This is a genomic window from Streptomyces sp. NPDC093149 (assembly GCF_044754145.1).
In the GTDB taxonomy this organism is placed as follows: Bacteria; Actinomycetota; Actinomycetes; order Streptomycetales; family Streptomycetaceae; genus Streptomyces.
On sequence record NZ_JBIVON010000019.1, the window covers coordinates 15,537 to 35,978 of the forward strand.

20 protein-coding genes and 2 pseudogenes are annotated in these 20,442 nt (G+C 69.1%); 16 read left to right on the plus strand and 6 right to left on the minus strand.

The annotated features are described in order from the left end of the window. The first annotated feature begins 42 nt into the window (after positions 1–42). Entirely contained in the window at positions 43–675 is a 633-nt protein-coding gene (locus tag ACIQCZ_RS35575; protein WP_402288976.1) for a TetR/AcrR family transcriptional regulator, read from the plus strand. A 555-nt stretch (positions 676–1,230) separates the two neighbouring features. Then, the gene (locus ACIQCZ_RS35580; protein WP_402288979.1) at positions 1,231–1,683 is read left to right on the plus strand and encodes a DUF5707 domain-containing protein; all 453 of its coding nucleotides are present in this window, start codon (positions 1,231–1,233) and stop codon (positions 1,681–1,683) included. 197 nt (positions 1,684–1,880) lie between these two features. On the opposite strand, the gene ACIQCZ_RS35585 is transcribed toward ACIQCZ_RS35580, so the two are convergent. Beyond that, entirely contained in the window at positions 1,881–2,867 is a 987-nt protein-coding gene (locus tag ACIQCZ_RS35585; protein ID WP_402288982.1) for an alpha/beta fold hydrolase, read from the minus strand. Between the two features lie 141 nt (positions 2,868–3,008). On the opposite strand from ACIQCZ_RS35585, the gene ACIQCZ_RS35590 reads away from it, so the two are divergent. After that, complete coding sequence (locus tag ACIQCZ_RS35590) at positions 3,009–3,617, plus strand: helix-turn-helix domain-containing protein (protein ID WP_402288985.1); 609 nt, start codon at positions 3,009–3,011, stop codon at positions 3,615–3,617. Positions 3,618–3,902: 285 nt separating this feature from the next. Here ACIQCZ_RS35590 and ACIQCZ_RS35595 read toward each other — a convergent pair whose 3' ends face one another. Further along, the gene (locus ACIQCZ_RS35595) at positions 3,903–4,484 is read right to left on the minus strand and encodes a hypothetical protein (protein ID WP_402288987.1); all 582 of its coding nucleotides are present in this window, start codon (positions 4,482–4,484) and stop codon (positions 3,903–3,905) included. A gap of 467 nt (positions 4,485–4,951) precedes the next feature. Then, on the minus strand, positions 4,952–6,583 hold the full coding sequence (locus tag ACIQCZ_RS35600; RefSeq protein WP_402288989.1) for a helix-turn-helix domain-containing protein: 1,632 nt from the start codon (positions 6,581–6,583) through the stop codon (positions 4,952–4,954). A 414-nt stretch (positions 6,584–6,997) separates the two neighbouring features. Here ACIQCZ_RS35600 and ACIQCZ_RS35605 point away from each other — a divergent pair, with 414 nt between their 5' ends. The 6 genes from ACIQCZ_RS35605 to ACIQCZ_RS35630 all read left to right on the plus strand — a co-directional run bounded on the left by ACIQCZ_RS35605 (position 6,998) and on the right by ACIQCZ_RS35630 (position 10,887). Then, the gene (locus ACIQCZ_RS35605) at positions 6,998–8,026 is read left to right on the plus strand and encodes a hypothetical protein (protein WP_402288992.1); all 1,029 of its coding nucleotides are present in this window, start codon (positions 6,998–7,000) and stop codon (positions 8,024–8,026) included. Between the two features lie 72 nt (positions 8,027–8,098). Further along, positions 8,099–8,521 carry a TetR/AcrR family transcriptional regulator gene (locus ACIQCZ_RS35610; RefSeq protein WP_402288995.1) on the plus strand — a complete coding sequence of 141 codons (423 nt, stop codon included), beginning with the start codon at positions 8,099–8,101 and terminating at the stop codon, positions 8,519–8,521. Positions 8,522–8,827: 306 nt separating this feature from the next. Then, positions 8,828–9,043, plus strand: a complete 216-nt coding sequence (locus tag ACIQCZ_RS35615) for a hypothetical protein (RefSeq protein ID WP_189282204.1) — start codon at positions 8,828–8,830, stop codon at positions 9,041–9,043. Continuing rightward, positions 9,031–9,474: a tail fiber domain-containing protein gene (locus ACIQCZ_RS35620; protein WP_402288997.1), complete on the plus strand. Its 444-nt coding sequence runs from the start codon at positions 9,031–9,033 to the stop codon at positions 9,472–9,474. The genes ACIQCZ_RS35615 and ACIQCZ_RS35620 overlap by 13 nt, the downstream gene beginning before the upstream one ends. A 451-nt stretch (positions 9,475–9,925) precedes the next feature. After that, positions 9,926–10,522, plus strand: coding sequence for a TetR/AcrR family transcriptional regulator (locus tag ACIQCZ_RS35625; RefSeq protein WP_402288999.1), 597 nt, complete (start codon positions 9,926–9,928; stop codon positions 10,520–10,522). Continuing rightward, entirely contained in the window at positions 10,519–10,887 is a 369-nt protein-coding gene (locus tag ACIQCZ_RS35630; protein WP_402289001.1) for a DoxX family protein, read from the plus strand. Before ACIQCZ_RS35625 ends, ACIQCZ_RS35630 begins: the two co-directional genes overlap by 4 nt. Positions 10,888–11,009: 122 nt before the next feature. On the opposite strand, the pseudogene ACIQCZ_RS35635 reads toward ACIQCZ_RS35630, so the two are convergent. The 3 genes and pseudogenes from ACIQCZ_RS35635 to ACIQCZ_RS35645 all read right to left on the minus strand — a co-directional run. Next, positions 11,010–11,357 (minus strand): annotated as a pseudogene (locus tag ACIQCZ_RS35635) (ATP-binding protein); the annotation flags it as partial. A 556-nt stretch (positions 11,358–11,913) separates the two neighbouring features. After that, positions 11,914–12,567 (minus strand): TetR/AcrR family transcriptional regulator C-terminal domain-containing protein, encoded by a 654-nt coding sequence (locus ACIQCZ_RS35640; protein WP_402289003.1) that lies wholly within the window; start codon positions 12,565–12,567, stop codon positions 11,914–11,916. After that, positions 12,564–13,496 carry an alpha/beta fold hydrolase gene (locus tag ACIQCZ_RS35645; RefSeq protein ID WP_402289005.1) on the minus strand — a complete coding sequence of 311 codons (933 nt, stop codon included), beginning with the start codon at positions 13,494–13,496 and terminating at the stop codon, positions 12,564–12,566. The genes ACIQCZ_RS35640 and ACIQCZ_RS35645 overlap by 4 nt, the downstream gene beginning before the upstream one ends. A 211-nt stretch (positions 13,497–13,707) precedes the next feature. Here ACIQCZ_RS35645 and ACIQCZ_RS35650 point away from each other — a divergent pair, with 211 nt between their 5' ends. The 7 genes and pseudogenes from ACIQCZ_RS35650 (at position 13,708) to ACIQCZ_RS35680 (ending at position 20,441) form a co-directional block, all read left to right on the plus strand. Beyond that, complete coding sequence (locus tag ACIQCZ_RS35650) at positions 13,708–14,061, plus strand: hypothetical protein (RefSeq protein WP_402289008.1); 354 nt, start codon at positions 13,708–13,710, stop codon at positions 14,059–14,061. After that, positions 14,058–15,611: a multicopper oxidase family protein gene (locus ACIQCZ_RS35655; protein ID WP_402289010.1), complete on the plus strand. Its 1,554-nt coding sequence runs from the start codon at positions 14,058–14,060 to the stop codon at positions 15,609–15,611. The genes ACIQCZ_RS35650 and ACIQCZ_RS35655 overlap by 4 nt, the downstream gene beginning before the upstream one ends. 281 nt (positions 15,612–15,892) lie before the next feature. Continuing rightward, positions 15,893–16,591 (plus strand): TetR/AcrR family transcriptional regulator, encoded by a 699-nt coding sequence (locus ACIQCZ_RS35660; protein ID WP_402289013.1) that lies wholly within the window; start codon positions 15,893–15,895, stop codon positions 16,589–16,591. A gap of 55 nt (positions 16,592–16,646) precedes the next feature. Continuing rightward, a complete protein-coding gene (locus ACIQCZ_RS35665; protein ID WP_402289015.1) occupies positions 16,647–18,170 on the plus strand; it encodes an FAD-dependent monooxygenase in 1,524 nt (507 codons plus the stop codon). A gap of 142 nt (positions 18,171–18,312) precedes the next feature. Further along, positions 18,313–18,735, plus strand: a complete 423-nt coding sequence (locus ACIQCZ_RS35670) for a hypothetical protein (protein ID WP_402289018.1) — start codon at positions 18,313–18,315, stop codon at positions 18,733–18,735. Between the two features lie 108 nt (positions 18,736–18,843). After that, positions 18,844–19,533: pseudogene (locus ACIQCZ_RS35675) on the plus strand (helix-turn-helix domain-containing protein); the annotation flags it as partial. An 89-nt stretch (positions 19,534–19,622) separates the two neighbouring features. After that, positions 19,623–20,441 (plus strand): IS5 family transposase, encoded by an 819-nt coding sequence (locus ACIQCZ_RS35680; protein WP_402289021.1) that lies wholly within the window; start codon positions 19,623–19,625, stop codon positions 20,439–20,441. The last annotated feature ends 1 nt before the right edge of the window (position 20,442 follow it).

The window sequence follows — 20,442 nt, forward strand, 5'->3', positions numbered from 1 at the left end:
CTACACTACACCGTGCAGTGTAGTTCGGTTAGGATGTGCCCCATGCCGACCACGAAGACACTGCGCGAGGGGTCCACGCCGAAGCGGGCCGCCATCCTCTCGGCGGCCCGGGAACTGTTCCTCGCCGACGGCTTCGACCGGTCCAGCGTCGACGCGGTCGCCGCTCGGGCCGAGGTGTCCAAGCGGACGGTCTACGACTACTTCGGCGACAAACACAGGCTGCTGCAAGCAGTCGTCGACGCCGTCGGCGAGTCACTGATCACCACGATCCGGCGCACCCTCGACGACACCCTCACCGACCTCGCAGAGGACGCCGACCTTGAGGACGCCCTGGTCACGTTCTCGATGCGCATCGCGACCGACATGCTCGGCTCAGCGGAGTACGCGACGCTGCAACGACTGGTCCGGACGGAATCCGGCCACTTGCCGCACCGGGGCTACAACTCCATGGCCGACACCCCCGACGAGGCACTCGCCGAGCGGCTCGCCGCCCTCGCCGCGGCCGGGCTGCTCGACGTCCCCGACCCCCGGCTCGCGGCCGACCAGTTCATCGCGCTGACCTTCGGCGTCACGCTGGACAGACTCGGTTCCGCGAATGCCGCGGAGGACCCCCGCGTCCGGCCACTCGTCGTCGAGGGAGTGCGGACCTTCCTCCGGGCTTACCGAACCATGTAGGAGGCTGCGCGGCACGAAAGAACACTGCACCGTCAGCCCCGGCCACGAAGCCGCCGCCACTTTCCGGGCGACACCCCCGTACGCCGCCGAAGCCGAGCAGATCGTCGCCCGGGCGTGTCTGTCCGAGACGCCCCTCGCGCGGCACACCCCGACGTCGTTCCGCGACGACACCCCGCTGCCCGCGTACGGTCCGCCATCGGCTCATCGGCTCATCGGCTCACCGGCCCGCCTGCCCACCGTCCAGACCGGCCGACGCGGACGTACGGCGGCACCGAGGAGTACGACGTAAGGCCGGCGCCGAGGAGTACACAGCAACAAAAGCCGCAGAAGCAGGCCACGCAGCAACGCCCCCCCCGTGCCCGCCGAGGAGATGTCTGTCGCCCCCGTGCACGCCGAGCCGCACGCCCGTACCCCGGAATCCCCTGACCGACCACTCAGGTCGGTTTGAGTATGCGCGCTCATGCCCGGCGAATCCTCGCGCGGGGAGTATCGGCACAGCGTCGGATCAGAGCGGCGCGGACCCGATTCAGTGCTGAGACAGTTATGGAGAATCCCATGTCCCGACGTGTTGCCTTGTCCGTTGTTGCTGGTGTCGTTCTTCTCGGTGGTACCGGTGCCTTCGCTTTCGCCCAGGCTGCGGAGCAGGCTCCGGTGCTGACGCACAGCACTGTTCGCCACACCGCTCCCGACGGGGACCGGGACGGCTCGCTGGCCTTCGCCACCGATGTCACGGCTTCCTCCGGTGTCAAGAGTGTGAAGGTGCTGGCCTGGCCGCAGAACTCGTCCCTGGCCAAGAAGGGGCTGACCGCCAAGGACATGGCCGCAGTGGAGTCGGCCGTTTGCAAGCCCTCCGGGCAGGACACCGTGCGCTGCACCTATACCGCCGAGGTCACCAGTGCCGACGCCGAGTCGTCCCCGCGCGGTGCCTGGCATGTCGCCGTCCTGGCCACCGCGCAGGACGGCACCACGACCTTGGACACCGAGGCGGCCGGTTTCACCGTCCGGTGACCCGGACGCGCACGGGGTCGAGAGCAAGCGCCGCCGACGACGCAGTGCAGAGCGGGAGAGCCGGTCGGGCCGGGCCACCTTCAAGGTGTCGCTCTCGCACGGCAGTTGCATGACGAGGTCGAGCTTCGGGCACTGCTCTCGGGTGTGCCGGGCGGGGTTCTCCTGCAACGGCGCCCGGCCGCGGCACGCCCGACGATTCAGCCCTGGAGGGAGGCGAGCCAGGAGGTCAGCAGACGGTTGACCTCCTCGGGACGCTCCTGCTGGATCCAGTGCCCGCAGCCGTCCAGGATGTGGGTGGAGGCCAGGCCGGGGAGGGTGGCCGGGTAGGCGTCGATCGCGTCGGACATCCAGGTGGTGGAGGCGTCCAGGGCGCCGCCGATGAACAGGGACGGCTGCTTGATCGGGGCGCCGCGGTGCGGGGCGAGGTCCTCCCAGTCGCGGTCCATGTTGCGGTAGCGGTTGAGGGCGCCGGTCATGCCGGTGCGCTCGAACTCCCCGGCGTACACGTCGAGGTCGTCCTCGGTCAGCCAGGCGGGCAGCTTGCCGCCGGGGAAGCGGTCGCGCAGCCGGCCGCCGGCGCGGGCCACGAAGTGCGGGTCGGGCTCGCCATGGGCGGGCATGGTGTCGGCGGACAGGGCCGCGTAGAAGCCCGCGAGCCAGCCCCGGACGTCGGGCTCCATCTCCGCTTCGGCCCGGCCGGGCTCCTGGAAGTAGGAGACGTAGAACTCCTGGTCGCCGCCCATCTGCGCGAAGATGTCGGTGGGGCGGGGGCCGCCGGGCGGCGCGTAGGGGACGCTCAGCAGTCCGACGGCGCGAAAGACCTCGGGGTGGAGCAGGGCGGAGGCCGCGGCGATGTTGGAGCCCCAGTCATGGCCGACGACCACCGCGTTCTCCTCACCGAGGGCGCGCACCAGGGCGACGTTGTCCTCCACCAGGTCGAGCATCCGGTAGGCGTCGGTGTCCGCGGGCTTGGAGGAGCGGCCGTAGCCGCGCACGTCGAGCGCCACGGCTCGGTATCCCGCTGCCGCGAGGACCGGGAGCTGGTGGCGCCAGGAGTACCAGGACTCGGGGAAGCCGTGTACGAGCAGGACCAGCGGGCCGGTGCCCTGCTCGACCAGGTGCAGGCGCCCGGCGGGTGCCTCGATGGTTCGGTGGCGCAGGTCGGCGGACGGCTCGGGGTGCATGGACTTCTCCTCGGTTCGCGGGCGGACGCGGTTACCCACCGATCATGCGGCGCGGCGGCCGCCCGACGCGAGCACCCTTGCCATTCTGGCAAACTGGCAGGACAGGCCGGTGGAGGCGGCACGGCCGGAGGGAGTGGGGCGATGGTGACGGACGACGAAACAGCCGACACGCTGGCGGCGATGGGCCCCCGGCTGCGGGCCGCGCGCGAGCAGTGCGGCGCCACGCTCACCGCCGTCAGCTGTGCGACCGGCATCTCGCTGAGCACGCTGTCGCGGATCGAGACCGGCCGGCGCAAGCCGACTCTGGAGGTGCTGCTGCAACTCGCGAAGGCGTACGACATCTCCCTGGACGAACTGGCCGGCACCGCCCCCGCGGCCGAGCCTCGCACTTCGATGCCGCAGCGTTTCGGCGACGACAAGGCGGTGCTGCCGCTGACCCGGTACGTCGGCGGCCTGCACGCCCACAAGCACGTCCTGCCCGCCGTCGACGCGCCGCCGGCGCGGCCGCGGCAGGTCTCCCACGACGGCTACGAATGGCTGTGCGTCCTGTATGGGCGGCTGCGGCTCGCACTCGGCGAGCAGGACCTCGTCCTGAGTGCCGGGGACGTCGCCGAGTTCGACACCCGCACCCCGCACGGAGTCGCGAACGCCGGCCCCGGAGAACCGGTCGAATACCTGATCATGTTCGGGCCCCAGGGAGAGCGCCTGCGACCGCGCACCCCTCCAGCCCCGGGCCGCGGGGCCCGGTAGTGCGGAGCACAGCGTCCTGGACCCGCTCCCCCCCGTGACGGTGCCTTCTGACCAACAGGGTCCTCCAACAGGGGAGCGGAGCGGCGAGGAGGCTTCCAAGCGCGGACCGGACCCGGTCGGCCCGAGAGCCATGTCCGTAAAGGAGCCGTCCGTCCAGGGGCTGAGCGAAAGGGAGTGGCCCGGCACCGCAGGGTGCCGGGCCGGGGATCCACCGTTGGGGACCACGGTTCCTGCACCACGGAGGAGCGGGAGTTTTCAAAGGTCACCCGGTGTGCTGGAGGCGGGTTACCACTGGCAGTGGACGTGGGTTTCGTGGTTCTTGTCGCCCGGCCCGAGGACCAGTGCGGCGCCGAGCTTCCGGCAGGCATTCATGAGCCCGCGGTGATCGGCCTTCTTGCCCACGTGGCGGCCGTTGATCCAGGTCACGTCGACCGCGCGGCCCGCGTAGTGCTTGGAGGTGCGGCTGTGCTTTCCGCCGACGAACTCGGAGATCTCGAACTTGTAGTGGTATTGGGTGCCGAGCTTCAGGACACCGTTGAGCATCCGTGTGTCGAGCGCGACCCGCGCACCCTTCTTGTGGCCCCACGGGCTGGTCTTGGCCAGGTGCCCGTTGGAAACGTCGACCAGATTCTGTTGTGGGAGAGACGCCTTGTCGGTATCGCTCACGTGCGCCTTGGCGTAGGTGATGCCCTTCGCGTTCAGGATGGAACGGGCCAGCCGGGCCGACTCGCTCGCCGGCTTCGCGGGCGCGTGGTGCCGGGCTGCTTGCCCGTGCCGCCCGGGAGAGGGGTCCGCCGTCGCGGCCTGCCCGGCGGAAAGAGCGATGGCTGAGACAGTCACAGCGGCGCAGACAGCGAGACGATTCATGGATGGAGCCTCATTCCTCTGTGGGCGGTAGAGCTGATCAAGAGGAAAGCAGGCGACCGGACGGCCTCCGGCAGTCCAGCGGGATTCCCACCTGATCGGGGTACAACTGCGTCAACATCCTGTCGCGCACGGGAGGACACCGTGTGACGTACTACAGCGACGCGAGTAGCTACACGTACGGCAGAGCGATCGGGGCCATCTCGGCCGGAACGCCGGCCCGGATGCAAGCATCTCCGGGGAAAAGTGGTGCAAGGGAACCTTCCTGCAGGCGATTTCTGTGGCGTGTGCGCCCCGGCCGCATGTGCCCGATTCCGGTGCCGGAGTCGTTGACCGGCCTCCTTGGCGAAAGGCCGGCTCGGCGCAGTCGGGGCAGTGGATGAGCAGTGTGACGAAGGGCGTATGGACATGCGGAAGTCGCACCAGGCGGTACACGAATTCGCCGCCTTCTGGCAGGGGGTGGTTCGGCTTCACCGTGTGGGCCGCATCGGGTGTTCCTGAAGTAGTCGCTGTTGTTTCCAGGCCATGGCCGCAGCGAGTGTGGTCGTGGCGACGAGCAGGGAGCCCATGGCGCGTGTCGCACGACGGTTGCGCAGGGTGCGGCGGTGTGTGGCCATGCCGGCGGCGAGGAAGTCTGATTCGAGGGGCGTGAGTTCATCCCGACGGGCATGTGAGGTGTGTGCGTCGAGCTGGGCAAGGCGAACCGGTGAGATCCGCACGCCGGGCTCCCGCCCGACTGCTTCCCAGGCGTCGGCGGCCTCGGTCAACCAGCGCTGAAAGCGAAGTTTCTCGCGGTCCTGCTCGATCCAGGCGCTCAGTCGGGGCCAGGCGTTGATCAGGGCTTCGTGTGCGAGGCCGGCGGTGGCCCCGTCGAGAGTGATCAGCCGGGCCCGGGTCAGTGATTCCAGCACCTTGTCTGCTCTCTGGCCGCCGCCCAGGGCTGCAAGTTCGGCCCGGGTGACAGAGCGACGGGTGTCGGGGGCGCCGTCGGCTCCGGGGGTGATCATCCGCAGCAGGATCCGCCGTGCAATGTTCGCCTGGATGGTGTCGAGCCGCATGTAGACGCCCTCGGCGCTCTGGGCGATCGCCCCTTGCAGACCGCCGGCCTGTTCGTAGGAATCCAGGGTGAGTGTACGGCCGCACCGGCGGTTCCAGGTCTCCAGGAGGGCATGAGACAGCAACGGCAACGCGAAGCCGTTGTCCGCGACATCGGCGGTGAGCCGGGCCGTCAGCGCACGTTCGACGACCAGCCCGTGTACCCGCGCCGGTCTGACGATGGCCTCACGCAGTTCGGCAGGGCTCATGCGGGTCACGGTCAGGCTTGCATCGCGGATGACCGAGGCGAGGCCGGAATACTCCAGACAGCGCGAGGAGAAGTCCGCGCGGACACCCAGGACAACGCGGAGACGGCCGGCCGGCCCCCGGGCCGAGAGGAGAGCCGCGACGAACTCCTCCCGCTCGACCGGATCTTTGCACAGCGTGAAGAGTTCCTCGAACTGGTCCACGATCAGGCAGGTTTCGGACGGATGGGCGTCCGCGGACGACAGGAGCGAGCGGTGCGTGGCGAGCGGGCGCTCGCCGGGGGTGATGATACGGATCGCCGCAGGGCGTGCCGGACCGCTCTCCTGCTGTCGCAGCCGGGGCACGAGTCCCGCACGGAGGAGAGAGGACTTACCGCTCCCCGAAGGGCCGAGAAGCGCTGCCACACGTTGCCGGCGGGTGAGGGCCCACAGGTCGTCGGTGAGTCGCTCACGGCCGAAGTAGAGAGCGTGGTCGGTGTGGTCGAACCGGGCGAGTCCCTTGTACGGGGGAATCCCCTGACCGAGGTGCTGTGCCGTGAGTTCCTCCGACGCGTGGCGCCAGCGCGCCTCCCACGTGTCGGTGCTGCCGCCGCATGCCTCGACGTAGGCGAGGAGGACGGCGAGGGTGGGCAGTTGCTTCCCGGCCGCAGCCCGGGACAGGGTGGCGACCGAGTAGGAGCAGCGACGGGCCATCTGGTGGTACGGGGGGCTGCCGGAGTCATGACGGAGCTGACGCAGGGCGCCCGCCAGCGCGGCGACCGGGCCCGCCGAAGCGTCGAGCGGATTCTCGTGTCGGCCCATGGCACTCCTGCCTTCCCCCATAGCGGCCTCTGAATCAATCGCGCCGCGGTGTCGCCCGCAAGAGGAATTCGCGCCGTGGGCGGGCCGGTTGCACGCACTGTCCGCCATCGTCGACAGCGGAAGATTGTTTCATCGCGCGAGAGGGCCTGCGCAACAAACTTCGGCAGCACGACACTTGGACGCGATGGGGGACCGCAGGACTTCCACCTGCCAGGAGCACGGGCTCTCGACCGGGCGCAGCCGTGGATCCATTCACGTTCGACGCCTCGATGGCCCTCGCTCTGTTCAGCGGAAACAGGATTCACGCATTCATATGCGGACCCAGCGACTCGGCACAGGGTGAGCACCAGCGGCTACACGGCTCCGGCCCGTGCCAGGCGACGACCGGTGGATCCAAGGGAACGGAGGACACGGATGGACGGGGCGGATCTGGCGGCCGCGGCGGTGGACGCGGTGGCGCGAGCCGCGGCTGCCGCGACGACCGCGGCCGGCGGAGCGGCCGGCGGCATGGTCATCGACCTGGTGCGCGGCCGACTGCGGGACGTGGCCCAGGGAGAGGAAGCCGTATCGGAGGTCGAACGGACACCGGACGACTCCGATGCGCGGTCGCGGTTGCGGGAGAAACTGTCGGAAGTACTGGCCGAGGATCCGGCGTTCGCCGCGTACCTGGCGAGTGTCCTTGCCCCGCCCAAGCCGACCGAGCAGCCCACCAACGTGGGTGGCATCAACATCGACCGCGGGGGCCGGGCCCGTGGCACCTTCGTGCTCGGCAACCAAGCAGTCACCAAGATCCGCAAGGGCGACCCGGGCGCGCTCGTGGCGGTCGTCGCGGTGGTCGTCGTGCTGGCCCTGGCCGTGTACGGGCTGGCCCGGCTCGCGACGGGCGACGAAGGCGCGCCGGTTCCCGGCGCCGGGCACCGGGTCACCGTGCTCAAGGACCCCGCGACGGTCAAGGCCGTCGCACCCGACCTGCACGCCATGCCGACCGGCTGGACCAGCACGTCCACGACAAGTCTCGCGTCAGGTGGCGAAGCCTGCTCCGAGATGTCGGAGAAGCAGCAGTGTGCGGGGATCCTGAGCGTTGCCCAGTCGGCCTTCCACAACCCCTACGACCAGTCCGCCTCCTTCGCGGTGATCGCCTGCGCCTCGGCCGACGACGCCCAGCGCGTCTACGACGACATCGAGCAGCGGATGGGACGAAAGAGCGAGTCCAAGCCGCTGGCGATACCGGCCTTCGGCGACCAGGCGTACGCTCTCGAACTCTCGAAGGGGGAGGGGCAGGCGTTCGTTCGCGTGGGCACCGTAGTCGCCGCCGTGCAGGAGGAAGGTGCCAACGGTGACTACGAGGTCGCCACGCTGGAGGTGCTGGCGCAGATGGTGGCGGAACGCGCCCAGGAAGCCCAGGACGGCCACACCCCCACCGCACGGGCGCAGGCGACCTGACAACGGCCCGGTGGGAGGCCTTCCGACGCGCGGTGCCCCAGCACCGACACGGCGTAGCGGCTGCCGGGGGCTTTGTCGGACCTGCTGGAGCGTGGGGGCCGCGATGCGGTCACGACCCGGGCGGTCGCCGGCGCCGCCGGCCTGCGGCCGCCGGCCCTGTACCGGCTGTTCGGTGGCAAGGAGGGGCTGCCGGACGCGGTGGCCGAGTACGGCTTCACCCGGTTCCTGGCCGCCAAGCAGCAGATCGATCCCGCCCCGCAGGACCCGGTCGAGGAACTGCGCGACGGCTGGGACACCGTGGTCGAGTTCGGGCCGGCCAACCCCGCGCTGTACACGCTGATGTACGGCGAACCCCCCGGTCCACCGCCGTCTTCCGGATCGGCCTCGAACTCCTCATGGAGCGAATCCGCCACATCGCTGCTGCGGGCCTCTTGCGTGGGGAAGAGGGCCTCGCGGCCCAGATCGTCCACGCCACCGCCGCCGACGCCGTCCTGACCTGGCTGTCCGTGCCCGCCCCGAGGGTGCGGACGTCCACCTGTCGGCCGATTGATGAGCAAGATCGATCAGCGGAGATTCGCGGCCGGATCAGGCCCATCAATCAGTGTCAAAACGTGGGCGTGCACAAGGACGGCGCCGCCGATCTCCTCGCCCCTGTTCCGGCTGGCTCTACAGAGCAGTAGTCAACGTGTGGTCGTGCTGCTCGTGACCGACGGGGCGCGGTGTCGTTGCCTGGTTGATCTGATCTCTGACTGACCCGGAGCGTGTTTCATGTCTTTTACCGCAGCTACCCGACTTGCCGCAGTGTCCTCCGCTGCGATCGCCGCCGTGTCGGTGTGCCTGGGCGCGGCCTCGGCTGCCGAGGCCGCCGAGCCCGCGCAGGTGCAGGCGGTGGAGCAGAGCGCCGCCCCGGTCGGCGACGACCCCGGGGCCTCCGTTCACTTCGTCCCGCTGGGCAGTCTGCTGTTCTCCGACCGGGCCGTAAAGACCAGCGTGAGCCCGGTGCGATGGGATCGCTGACCGAACGCCTCCACCGCGCCCGGACCGCCGGCATTCGGGCCTACCGGGCGCGCCTGCACCCCGACACACCCAATCCCGCCGGAATTACGTCTACAGCCTCCGGGGAAACAGTCGCGGAGGCGGGTGACGGCGTGAACGGGTTCGACGTCCTCGCCGCGGTGACCGGCCTGCCGGTGAGCACATGGCGGTACCGGTGGGAGGACGACAAAGTGCGCCACCTGGGGCCGATGGCACAGGACTGGCGGGCCCACTTCGGACTGGGAGCCGACGACAGGACGATCTGCTGCACCGATGCCAACGGCGTTGCGATCGTGGCGATTCAGGCACTTCACCGGCAACTCACCGACCTTCAGGCTGAGGTCAGGGAACTCCGCGCGCAGAAGGCCGAACAGGCAGCACACGCGCCTGGTGCGGAGACCCAGCGGGTCTGATCGTCTCAACCGCCGCGCCTTGCTGTGGTTGGGTGCAGCGGCTGCAAGCCGCTCGTCCAGGGCCGGCAGTTGGGTGTGGGGGACGGCGGCCTGGGCCAGGCGCAGATGGCCGGGCCAGCCGGGCCGGGAGGGATGGGGCACGGCCATCTCGGCGCGCGGCCGGGCCGCGTCCACGGCCCGGGTGCTCTCCTCGCGCAGCACGGCCGCCGCCACCGACCAGGTGGCCACATCCAGGGCGATGGTCAGTTCCGGGCGCACCGCGCGGCCGTCCTCGCCGACGGCCATCACCTCCAGGCGGGTGGTGTCGACCTGTACCTGCTTGCCGGCCGCAGCGCCACCGTCGGCGTGAACGGCCGCACCGGTGGTGGCGGTGCGGGCCGGCTCCTCCGTTCCGAAACCGTGAGGGCCAACACTATTGCGTCGGTGCAGCCGCGCCGACTACCTTCTGAACATGTTCACTGAACACGTTCAGGAAACTCGTGCCGAACGAAAACAGCGGACCACCACCCGCATCATCGAGGCCGCCGAAAGACTCTTCCAGGAGCGTGGCTTCCAGGACACGACGGTGCGGCAGATCGCGGCGGAGGCGGGTGTTTCCGTGGGTGCCGTCATGGCAGTGGGGGACAAGGAGTCTTTGTTGAGCCTTGTCTACGACCAAGCCATCGCCGCCCGCATCCCCGCGCCACCGGCGGCGGAGTCCGCAGCCTCCGCAGTCGACTACCTGGCCCATTACTTCGACCCGTTCCTCGATTTGTTCGCCGAGAACGACGAACTTGCGCGTTCGTACTTCCGGACCCTGACCCGAGGTCAACCCGAGAACGCGGCCCTCGGCGGGCTGCGCACGCTGACCGAGGACAATCTCACCGCCGCGATGGTGAAGGCGGGAATACCCGCCCCTCGCGCCCGGCACGGTGCGCAGGTGATGTTCACCAGCTACCTGGGTGAGCTGATGCTGCTTGCCGCGGGATCCACCGACCGGCAGCAGGCGGCAACCGGGATCCGGCGCACCGCCGAATTCATCACCGCATACGAAGAGAATGACCGATGACCCTCTCTGAACTCCCGTCTCCCGTCTGGCCAATCCTGATCCTGCTCGGGATACAGGCAGGCGACGCCGCAATGATGCTCCGTCCACCGGGATTCATCGTCGACTGCCTGGACGGCGTACGGTTCCCGCGCGACTGGTGGTGGGTGCTGATCACCTTCAAGGCGGCCTCCGTAGTGGGGCTCATCGTCGGGCTCTGGGTGCCCGGCGTCGCCGTGACGACCACTGCTGCGATCGTCGTCTACTTCCTGGCGGCCGCCGCATCCCACATGCGCGCGCGAGCCTTGAACTCCGCGTTCTGGGTCAACTGCCTGGGCATGCTGCTGCTGTCCCTGGCTGTGCTCGTGGTGAGCTTCGTGCGGTTGTAACTCACCACGGGCGCTGTCGTTGTGGCAGTGTCGGGATCGCCCTCAGGCACGAAGTCACAGGGGGCCTCCATCAGTGGTCTTCGCGTTCGTCGCAGGTGGCCTGGAGCCGGGTAGGGCTCGGTGCCGGTCTGGAGCAGCGTGGAGCGGAAGGTGAGGCGGTTCGCGATGGCCGCGCAGAGCCGGCGGTCGTCGTACGTCTTCTCCCACTCAGCGAACGGGGAGTTCGTCGCGACCGCCGTGTCCTTGCGTTCTTCCCGCTCCGTGAAGATCTGGAACAGCAGCCTGGAGCCCTTCTTGTCCAGGTTCGCGTAGCCCAACTCGTCCAGACACAGAAGTCGACCTTGCTGTAGCGGGCGATCACCGACGAGAGACGCTTGGCGGCCTCCGCCTCGGCAAGCTCGTTCACCAGGGCTTGCGTGGTGGTGCAGCGAACGGTCAGTCCGGCCTCGGCTATCGCGGTGCCGATCCAGATGGGCAGATGAGTGGCTTTATTGATGAGTCGTGAGGTCAGGCGTTCACGGGTTTGGGAGGTACCCAAATCCACGGTCGGGTGGTGTTCACGAGTTTTACAGCACGGAGGTACTTGCCTGGTGGCCTGGGTGGTATCGAGGTGCTCCTGGTGAAAGGCCCTGATTATGCCGCGGATGTTGAAGATCGAGCTGTACGGCGGGATCCGGTGCGACCACCGTGGCGGCATGGCGATGCGAGAGATCGAGCGTAAGTACAACATGTCGTGGCGGACGGTCAGGAAGGCCGCGGACTGGTCTGGCCGGAGCCGAGGAAGAAGCTGCGCTGCGGCCGACCGCGCTGGATCCCAGCCGGTGATTCACGGGACCCTGCGAGCGGATGGACGTGCCGCGCAAGCAGCGGCACACCGCATACTGCTGACTCGTTCCTCTCAGGGAATCGAGCTTCCATCAGACCCGTTGCGGTTCACCACCCTTTGAACCGCGCAGGAGGTGCCCCCAGCATCTGACGCCGCGCGCTGATACCCCGACAACGCCTCGGGACAGCCCTCGCGGCAGGTCAGACGAGCGCTTCGAAGCCGTTCAGCATCGCCGTGAGGCCGATGTCGAAGTGCTCGTCGATCTCCGTGTCGTCCGCCGCCTGAGCCAGGATGTTGTACGAGGACGAGCCCGGCGTGGGCTTCCGGCTGCGGCTTCGCGCACCGAGCCGGATCACCGCGAGACTCAGCGCGTGTCCGACGGTGAACTCCCGCAGGCAGCGTGAGATCTGCAGCGCCTGGGCCGGAGTGAAGCCGGCCGTCTGGAACCCTTCGATGATGCGCACGCCGGTGTCGATCGACGCGGGGGAGCGCACGGGCCGGGTGGCGAAGATCGACACCGCGTGCGGATGGGCGAGCAGTGCCTCGCGCAGCCGGAGGCAGTACCGCTCGGCAACCTCGCGCCAGGTGCCGTCCCAGGGCAGTGAGTCGACGTCGAGCTCGTCGAAGATCGTCTCGGCGATGGCGTCGAACAGATCCTCCTGGTCCTGGAAGTAGCGGTAGACAGCCATCGGGTCGACGCCGAGCCCCGTGCCCAGCTTGCGCATCGAGAAGGCCGAGAGACCGCCCGCGTCAATCAGTGCCAGGGCCGCGCTCGCGATGTAGGGCCGGCTCAGCGCCGGTCTCGCGGGCGGGGACGGCCGGGTCCCGGCGGTGGTTGCCTTGTCGGTCGTCATGAGGGCAGTCGGTCCAGGATCGTGGTCAGCCGCTGGGTGAATTCCTCGGGGAGTTGCTGATAGATGGTGTGTCCCCCGGGAAACTCCTCGCATGGTACGCCCACCAGCTCGCTCAGCACGTGTGCGGGACGGTGGTAGGGGCGCCCCACACTGTCCCTGCCCGTCGCCAGGCACCACGGCACCCCGGCCCGACGCAGGGCGTCCAGATCTGGCCGGTGGCGGAAGCAGAACTCCGGCAGCTCCCGCTCGATGAGGAGGGTGGAGTTGGACAGGATACGGGTCATGGTGTCCGGCTTCCGGCCGGTCACTCGCCGCGCCGCCCGGCCGGTGGCCAGCATCAGATGGGAGGTCGCGGCGATCACCGCCTGGCCTCGCGGGGAGAGGAAGATCCGGGGCGGCTCCGGCAACGTCATCGCCCCGAAGGCGGCCTGCGCACGCATCGGTCCCTTCTCCCTGCCGAGCCGGTCGATGTCCTCGAGGGCGCGCCGCTCCGGACTGTCCTCGGGCAGAAGTTGCACCAACGGCGGCTCGTGGACCACGGCGGCCTGCACCCGCTCCGGGTGCCGGGCCAGCAGGTCCAGGGCGATGATCGCGCCCCCGCTGGTGCCGAACACCAGGGCCTTGTCGATGCCGTGATGGTCGAGGACCGCGACCACGTCCGCCACCTGCTCGGGCACCCCCACGGGTGTCGACGGGTCGGTGAGCGGGCTGCGTGAGTTCCCGCGCCGGTCGTAGGTGATCACCGTGTACCGCTCGGCCAGTAGCCCCGCGACGTCCTCGTACACCCCGGCGTCACCGCCCCCGCCGGGGATCAGCACCAGTGCGGGGCCCTGGCCTTGCACCTCCGTGTGCAGCCGCGCACCGGAGGTCAGGGCGGTCGCCGTGCGCGCGGCGACCTGCGGTCGGGCGCCGGGCTTCTGCTCGCTCATCTGAATCGCCATTTCGCTTCTCACCGGAATTGTGATTGTGTCTACGCTGTAGTTTACCTAACAGAAAGTCTACGGCGTAGTCGATTTATGATCCGATGGGAGATTTCTGGTCATGGGTGCGGAAACGACGGGCCGGGGGACCGTGCCGTCGCCCACGTCGGACGGGCGGGGGCGACGCAGGCGGGTCCATGGACGGGCGTACGCGGCCTTCATGTACACCGTGACCGCGGCCTATTTCGGACAGGCCGTGCTGGCGGGCCAGTTCCTGTCGGGCAGCTATGACGCGCTGCGCTGGCATCGGTACGGGGCCACGTTCACCGACGGGATCCTCTTCTGCGCGCTGGTCACGGGCGCGCTCCTGCGCTGGCACGCCAAGGGCAGGCGGTGGCCGTTCCTCGCGGCGCTCACGCTGCTGCTGGCCAACCAGGCGCAGAACGGCGCAGGCGCGGCACGGATGGTGTCCCTGCACATCCCGCTCGGCGTCGCCATGATCGTGGGAGCCTTCGTGGCGGCCCTGCAGGCACGGCACGCCGGTGCCCCCGCCGACCGGGAGGCCGGGGCATGAGCGGGCGTCTCTCCCGCCGCTCCCTGCTGCTGGGCAGCGGCGCCGCAGTGCTGGCCGTGGGCGGCTCCGCCGTGCTGACCCTCGGCTTCCGCGGCACGACCTCCACCGGCACCCTGCTGCGCAGCGAGATCCCGCTGCCCGAGCCGTTCCGCAAGCCGCTCACGGTGCCGCCCGTGCTGAAGCCGGTGGACTCGACCCGGGATACGGACACGTACGAGATCACCCAGCGCGCCGTGACCGCCGAGATCCTCGACGGGCTGCACACCCCGATCTGGGCGTACGAGGGCATCCTGCCCGGCCCCACCCTTGTCACCCGGAAGGGGCGGCGCACCGTCGTACGGCACCGCAACGAACTGCCCGTGCCGACCGTCGTCCATCTGCACGGCGGCCGGAACGCGCCGCCGCACGACGGCTACCCGACCGATCAGATCCTGCCCGCGCACGGCACCCACACGGCCACTCACCACGGTGGCGACCTCAGCCACGGCGAGCGCACCTATGTGTACGACACCGACCAGCGTGCGGCCACACTCTGGTACCACGACCACCGCATGGACTTCACCGGGCCGAGTGTGTGGCGGGGCCTGGCCGGGCTGCACCTGATCACCGACGACGAGGAGCGGGCCCTTCCCCTTCCGGACGGCGACCGCGACCTTCCATTGATGATCATGGACCGTTCCTTCGCCGAGGACGGCGCCCTGCGCTACCCCAGCGTCGACGAGAACCTGACCAGGACGCCCGGCGTGACATCGCCGTACGAGGCGGGCGTGCTCGGCGACACGATCCTGGTCAATGGAACTCTCTGGCCGTACAAGGAAGTCGACGCGGTCCGGTACCGGCTGCGCATCCTCAACGCCTCCAACGCCCGCCGCTACCGGCTGCAGCTCGACCCGCCGCCGGACGGAGTGGCCGAGCCGTTCGTCCAGATCGCCTCGGACGGCGGCTTGCTGGGCCGGCCGCTGACCCACCCGTACCTCGACCTCGCGTCGGCCGAACGCCAGGAGGTCGTGGTCGACTTCTCACGCTACCGGGTCGGCCAGAAGGTGCGGCTGGTGAACGACTTCGGCGAGGGCTCGACCCGATGGGTGATGGAGTTCAGGGTCGTGCGCAAGGCGAAGGACGACAGCCGGGTGCCCGGCACCCTCTCGGAGATCGAACCGCTGAAGGCCGAACAGGCCGCCAGGGAGCGGGACATGGTGTTCCGGTCCGATTCGATCGGCGAGCACCGCGGCTGGACCATCAACGGAGAGGCCTTCTCCGTGGACCACGTCCACGCCGCGCCCCGGCTCGGCGACATCGAGATCTGGAACCTTTACACGGACTTCCACCACCCGATCCACCTTCATCTCGTCCACTTCCAGGTGCTGGGCCGCGGCACCGGCGATCCGGGACGGTTCGACCACGGCTGGAAGGACACCCTCGACCTGCGGCCCGCCGAACAGGCCCGGATCATCACGCGGTTCGACGGGCACCGGGGCAAATACGTCTTCCACTGCCACAACCTGGAACACGAGGACATGATGATGATGGGCAACTTCGAGGTCCGATAACGACCTGGGTGTATTGCCCTGCCCTTCCCTGCGCCCGCACCTCGGGCGAGCTTCCGCCTCGTAGACCTCGACCGGTATGCCGTGGACGTGCAGGACGCGGGCCGGCGTGAGTCCGCCGAGCCCGGCTCCGGTGATCGTGACGTGGTGCATGACGTCCCTTTGCTCTTGCGGCCGGCGTCGGCCCACCACGCGTTGGTGCGCTGTTCCGAAGTGGGACCGTACGCCAGTTTGGTACGGCGCACCAATTTGGATCGCTGCACCAAATGCGGCATCGTCGAGGCATGACGACGCGAGCGCGCCGACCACAGCGGCGCAACCAGGTGCTCTCCCGGGAGCAGATCATCGACACTGCCGTCGAGATGCTCGATGCGGGCGGCGAGAGCGCGCTGACCATCCGGGCGCTGACCGAACGGCTGTCCACCGGCTCCGGGGCCATCTACTACCACGTGGGCACCCGTGACGAGCTGCTCGACACGGCGACGGAAACCGTGGTCGGCGCGGCGCTGGCGACCCGGCCCGCCGGGGCTGCGGCCACACCCGGGGACGAGATCCGTGTCGTCGCACTGGCCCTGTTCGACGCGATCGCCGCACATCAGTGGCTCGCCACGCGGCTGACCCTCCAGATCATCCGGAATCCGGTCGGCCCGGTGACGGTGGGGATCTTCGAGCGGATCGGCGCGCAGATGGGCGCCCTGGGTGTGCCGCGCGCCTCATGGTTCGACGCGGCCTCGACGCTCGTGCACTACATCCTCGGAGCCGTCAGCCAGAACGCCCGCATCGAGGGGGACACCTCAGGGATCGACCCAGACGGGGATCGCGACGAGTTCTTCGACGCGGCGTCGACGGCATGGCAGGGGCTCGACCCAGAGGCCTACCCGTTCATGCACGCCATCGTCGGCCAGATGAGAGAGCACGACGACCGCGAGCAGTTCCTCACCGGCATCGCCGTCATCCTCGACGGCCTCACCCATCTGTGCTGACCCGGCCGATCCGGCCGGGTGACCCCATCGTTCGTTTCTCGAAAGGACACCTCTCATGCACGACGTCGTGATCGCGGGCGGCGGCCCGGTCGGTCTGTTCCTGGCCGGCGAGCTGGCCCTGTCCGGCTGCTCAGTGCTGGTCCTTGAGCGGGACCCGGAACTCACCTCGCCCCTAAAGGCATTCCCGCTCGGGCTGCGGGGCCTGAACGCCGGGTCGGCCGAGACGCTCTACCGCCGCGGCCTACTGGAAGCGATAGCGAATGCTTCCGGAGTCAACCCCGAGAAGGCCGGCGCGGATCCGGAAGCGGTCGAGGCCCCCGACCCTCGCGAGCTGAGCCATTTCGCGGGCATGACCCTCAACGCGGCCGACATCGACACAGCAGCCCTCCCGTCTCGGCTGCCCAGCCCGGCGACGGAGGGGTTCATGACGAGCCTGGAAGCGGTCGGATCGGTGCTGTCCGAGCGGGCTACCGCACTCGGAGCCGAGATCATCCGGAATGCTCCCGTCACGGCCGTGGCGCAGGACACCGAATCTGTCCTCGTCACGGCGGGCGGCCAGGAGTACCAGGGACGCTGGCTGGTGGGCTGCGACGGCGGGCGCAGCGCCGTACGTCAGCTCGCCGGCTTCGAATTCGTGGGCACCGAACCGCTGTTCACCGGCTACGTCGCCAAGGTCACCTTCGCCGACCCCGAGCAGCTGCCGCTCGGTTTCAACCTGACGCCGAACGGCATGTATCTGCGTACGCCCCTCGAAGGGCACCTGGGCATGATGGACTTCGACGGCGGCACCTTCGACGGCTCTCAGCCGCTGACCCGCGAGCACCTCCAGACGGTCCTGCGCCGTATCAGCGGCACCGACGTGACGCTGAGCGAGGCCCATCTCGCCTCCAGCTTCACCGACCGCGCGATGCAGGCGACGACGTATCGCGAGGGCCGTGTACTGCTCGCCGGCGACGCAGCACACATCCACTCGCCCCTGGGCGGCCAGGGCCTCAACCTCGGCATCGGCGACGCCGACAACCTCGGCTGGAAGCTCGCCGCCACCGTGCGCGGCTCCGCTCCCGAGGGCCTGCTCGACACCTACACCACCGAGCGGCACCCCGTCGCCGCCGCCGTCCTCGACTGGTCCCGCGCCCAGGTCGCGACCATGAAGCCGGGCCCCAACGCCCCCGCTCTGCGTCAACTCGTCCACGATCTGATGGGCACCACCGACGGAACGACCCACGTGTACCGGAAGACGTCGGGGCTGTTCAACCGCTACGACATGGGCAGCGAACAGCCCCTCATCGGCTGCACCGCCCCGGACTTCCGCTTCGAGGACGGCACCCGCCTCGGCGAACTGCTGCGCCAGGGACAGGGAGTTGTGCTTGACTTCAGCACCGACCGTGCGCTGCAGGTCGCGGCCAAGGAGTGGGCAGGCCGGATCCACTACGCGGCCGGCCCGGCGCGCAACGACCTCGGGCTGGGCGCCGTGTTGATTCGGCCCGACGGCGTCGTGGCCTGGGCGAGCGAGCCCGCCCCGGATCGCGACGCGTTCGAGCAGGCGGCTGCCCAGTGGTTCGGCGCGCCGCAGAGCTAGTGCCGTATCAGGCAACGTTCGCCCTGTCGCGTCGCCAGCGGGCGCGTCCGGCACCGACTGATGTGGACATCGACGCGGGTCGGGGTCTCATGCGAGCCCTTGACCTGTGTAAGGACGTACCCCATGACTATGCTGACGGCACATGGACGCGATTTTCCGGTTTCCGCCTCAATCCCCGCTGGCCGCGGCTGTTTCCGAGGACTGGGGTTTGCTCCCGCTGCGCGTCCCTATGGGCTGGAATGTCATCTACAACACCTTGTTGGTCCGACGCCTGCCGGATGGAAGGGTTGAGGCCAACGACTCTGAGGACCTGTACTGGGCACGCACTGCACGACCGCCGTGGCTGACCGCGCAGGAGGCAGTGCGGAAGGGCGGCCTGCAGGCCCGGGAGATCAGCATCGACGCTGGCTGGTACCACGGCTGCGGCTTCCGCGTTGTCGTCCTCGACCCTGACTGGGACCATGAGCGAGCCTCCCACACCACCTCCGACCTCGAAGAGTTCGTCGCCACCCTCGAGGGTTGGATGCGAATGATCACCGAGCGGGGGGAACTCCCCAAGTTGTGAGGTCGACTTCCGGGCTGTTTCCTGGTACCGCGTCAGGCAGCATCAGCGCCAGTGCACCGTGACAGTTCAGAGGCTGACTCACGCGGCGCTGTGGGCCAGGCTGTCCAGGTGGCAGAACGGGTACGCGTCCGCGAGATCGATGATGACGAGGGTCGACGCCTGGTGAGGATCCTCCGCCGGGGCACCGGATCGGTGGTGACCTGGCGTCGGGCTCAAATGATCCTGCTGTCTGCGCAGGGCATGTCGGTGGCGAAGATCGCCGAGGTGGCCTTCACCAGCGCGGACCGGGTCCGGGATGTGATCCACAACTTCAACACGGACGGCTTCGACTCGCTCTACCCGAAGTACAGGGGAGGCAGGCCCAGGACCTTCGCCCTGCCCGAACGCCGGGAGATCAAGAAGATCGCCAAGTCCAGGCCGGTCGAGCACGGCCTGCCGTTCTCGACCTGGAGCCTGGCCAAGCTGGCCGACTTTCTGGTCGCCGAGGGGGTGGTCGACGACATCAGCCACGAGGGCCTGCGGGTCCTGCTCCGCGAGGGGGGCGTGTCCTTTCAACGCATAAAGACCTGGAAGACGTCCCGCGACTCCGACTACCCGGCCAAGAAGGGCCGCGTCGAGCACCTCTACGCGATCGCCGACGGCGAGGTCATACCCGAGGCCGGCGAGCCCGATGTCGTCTTATGCCTGGACGAGTTCGGCCCGCTCAATCTCCAGCCTCACCCCGGGCGGCAGTGGGCCGAGCGCGGCGGACGACACAAAGACCCCGACCGGGAACCCAGGCCCCGACGCCGGGCGACTTAGGATTCCTAGCAAAATGAACGGTTGTTTCCTTGGAATGACAGGCCGTCAGTTGGGGTTGTGCCTGTAGCCGATGGATCGGGGTGGGCATGGGCCAGCGGAGGCCGTGGGAGGTTGATGACGGGCTGTGGGAGCGGATCGCTCCGCTGCTGCCGGTGGTCGAGCGGCGCATCCGTTATCCGGGGCGCAAGCGGCTGGATGACCGACGGGTGCTCAACGGGATCCTGTTCGTGCTGTACACCGGGATCCCCTGGGAGTTCCTGCCGCAGGAGCTGGGCTTCGGCTCGGGGATGACGTGCTGGCGGCGGCTGCGGGACTGGAACGAGGCGGGCGTGTGGCAGCAGCTGCACGAACTCCTGCTCGCCGAACTGCGCGCCCGCGACGTGCTCGACCTGTCCCGCGTCTCCGTCGACGGCTCCCATTTGCGGGCCTTGAAGGGCGGAGACGCCACCGGGCCCTCGCCGGTGGACCGGGGCAAGACGGGCAGCAAGCACCACGTCATCGTCGACGCCAACGACATCCCGCTGGCCGCCACCGTGACCGGCGGCAACCGCAACGACGTCACCCAGCTCCTGCCGTTGATCCACGCCGTGCCGCCGATCCGCGGCAAGCGCGGACGCCCCCGCCGCCGCCCCGACGTGCTCTACGCCGACCGCGGCTACGACCACGACATCTACCGACGCCAGATTTGTGAGCTGGGCATCCGCCCGCTCATCGCCCGCCGCGGCACCGAGCACGGCAGCGGCCTGGGCAAGAACCGCTGGGTCGTGGAAGCAGCCTTCGCCCTACTGCACTGGTTCCGCCGACTGCGCATCCGCTGGGAGATCCGCGCCGACATCCACCAAGACTTCCTCACCCTGGGCTGCGTGATCATCTGCTGGCGACGCCTGAAGCCGTCGCTTCAGTGAA

Excerpts from the sequence above, each read along its gene's own strand:
- ACIQCZ_RS35605 (WP_402288992.1), top strand. The coding sequence starts at position 6,998 with ATGGACGGGGCGGATCTGGCGGCCGCGGCGGTGGACGCGGTGGCGCGA.
- ACIQCZ_RS35645 (WP_402289005.1), bottom strand. The coding sequence starts at position 13,496 with ATGAGCGAGCAGAAGCCCGGCGCCCGACCGCAGGTCGCCGCGCGCACG.
- ACIQCZ_RS35655 (WP_402289010.1), top strand. The coding sequence starts at position 14,058 with ATGAGCGGGCGTCTCTCCCGCCGCTCCCTGCTGCTGGGCAGCGGCGCC.
- ACIQCZ_RS35680 (WP_402289021.1), top strand. The coding sequence starts at position 19,623 with ATGGGCCAGCGGAGGCCGTGGGAGGTTGATGACGGGCTGTGGGAGCGG.
- ACIQCZ_RS35670 (WP_402289018.1), top strand. The coding sequence starts at position 18,313 with ATGGACGCGATTTTCCGGTTTCCGCCTCAATCCCCGCTGGCCGCGGCT.
- ACIQCZ_RS35595 (WP_402288987.1), bottom strand. The coding sequence starts at position 4,484 with ATGAATCGTCTCGCTGTCTGCGCCGCTGTGACTGTCTCAGCCATCGCT.
- ACIQCZ_RS35630 (WP_402289001.1), top strand. The coding sequence starts at position 10,519 with ATGACCCTCTCTGAACTCCCGTCTCCCGTCTGGCCAATCCTGATCCTG.
- ACIQCZ_RS35620 (WP_402288997.1), top strand. The coding sequence starts at position 9,031 with ATGGGATCGCTGACCGAACGCCTCCACCGCGCCCGGACCGCCGGCATT.
- ACIQCZ_RS35640 (WP_402289003.1), bottom strand. The coding sequence starts at position 12,567 with ATGACGACCGACAAGGCAACCACCGCCGGGACCCGGCCGTCCCCGCCC.
- ACIQCZ_RS35590 (WP_402288985.1), top strand. The coding sequence starts at position 3,009 with ATGGTGACGGACGACGAAACAGCCGACACGCTGGCGGCGATGGGCCCC.
- ACIQCZ_RS35575 (WP_402288976.1), top strand. The coding sequence starts at position 43 with ATGCCGACCACGAAGACACTGCGCGAGGGGTCCACGCCGAAGCGGGCC.
- ACIQCZ_RS35665 (WP_402289015.1), top strand. The coding sequence starts at position 16,647 with ATGCACGACGTCGTGATCGCGGGCGGCGGCCCGGTCGGTCTGTTCCTG.
- ACIQCZ_RS35625 (WP_402288999.1), top strand. The coding sequence starts at position 9,926 with ATGTTCACTGAACACGTTCAGGAAACTCGTGCCGAACGAAAACAGCGG.
- ACIQCZ_RS35650 (WP_402289008.1), top strand. The coding sequence starts at position 13,708 with ATGTACACCGTGACCGCGGCCTATTTCGGACAGGCCGTGCTGGCGGGC.
- ACIQCZ_RS35660 (WP_402289013.1), top strand. The coding sequence starts at position 15,893 with ATGACGACGCGAGCGCGCCGACCACAGCGGCGCAACCAGGTGCTCTCC.
- ACIQCZ_RS35580 (WP_402288979.1), top strand. The coding sequence starts at position 1,231 with ATGTCCCGACGTGTTGCCTTGTCCGTTGTTGCTGGTGTCGTTCTTCTC.
- ACIQCZ_RS35600 (WP_402288989.1), bottom strand. The coding sequence starts at position 6,583 with ATGGGCCGACACGAGAATCCGCTCGACGCTTCGGCGGGCCCGGTCGCC.
- ACIQCZ_RS35585 (WP_402288982.1), bottom strand. The coding sequence starts at position 2,867 with ATGCACCCCGAGCCGTCCGCCGACCTGCGCCACCGAACCATCGAGGCA.